The organism is Microbacterium sp. OVT16B (assembly GCF_019969705.1).
GTDB classification, from domain to species: Bacteria; Actinomycetota; Actinomycetes; order Actinomycetales; family Microbacteriaceae; genus Microbacterium; species Microbacterium natoriense.
This window is the reverse complement of the sequence record NZ_JAHXZA010000020.1, coordinates 1-473: the sequence shown is the minus strand read 5'-3', so window position 1 is coordinate 473 and position 473 is coordinate 1. Positions and strand designations below refer to the sequence as shown.

Sequence of the window (473 nt, the reverse complement as noted above, 5' to 3'; positions counted from 1 at the left end):
CCTCTTTCCCCTCCCCCCTCTCCTCTTCCTTTCCCTTTTCCTCCTCCCCTCTCTCCTCCTCCTCTCTCTTCTCCCCCTCCCTTCTCTCCTCCCCTCTTCTCTCTCCTCTTCTCCCCTTCTTCTTTCTCCTTCCTCTCTTCTCCTTCTTTCTTCCTCTCTCTTTTCTCCCCCCTCCTCCCTCTCCCCTTCCTCCCCTTTTCCCTTTTCCTCCCTCCTCCTCTCTTCTCTTTCTCTTCTCTCCCTCTCTTTTCTCTCCCCTCTCCTCTCCCTTTCTCTTCTCTCTTCTTCCTCCTTTCTCCTCTTCTTTTTCTTCCTTCTCCTCCTTTCTCTCTCCCCCTTCCTTTTTCTCCTTCTCTTCCTTTCTTCTCTTTTTCTTCTCTTCCCCTTTTTCCTTTCCCTCCTCCTCCTCCCTCCTCTTCTCTCCCTCCTCTCCCCCCTTCTTCTATCTCCTTTCTCTCCTACCTTAATTCCTT

At 51.6% G+C, this 473-nt stretch carries 1 protein-coding gene; it reads right to left on the bottom strand.

The window, feature by feature from the left end; genetic code table 11:
• Positions 1 to 473 (bottom strand): hypothetical protein (locus LC438_RS19020; RefSeq protein ID WP_223587511.1); only part of this gene is annotated, 473 nt, incomplete at both ends.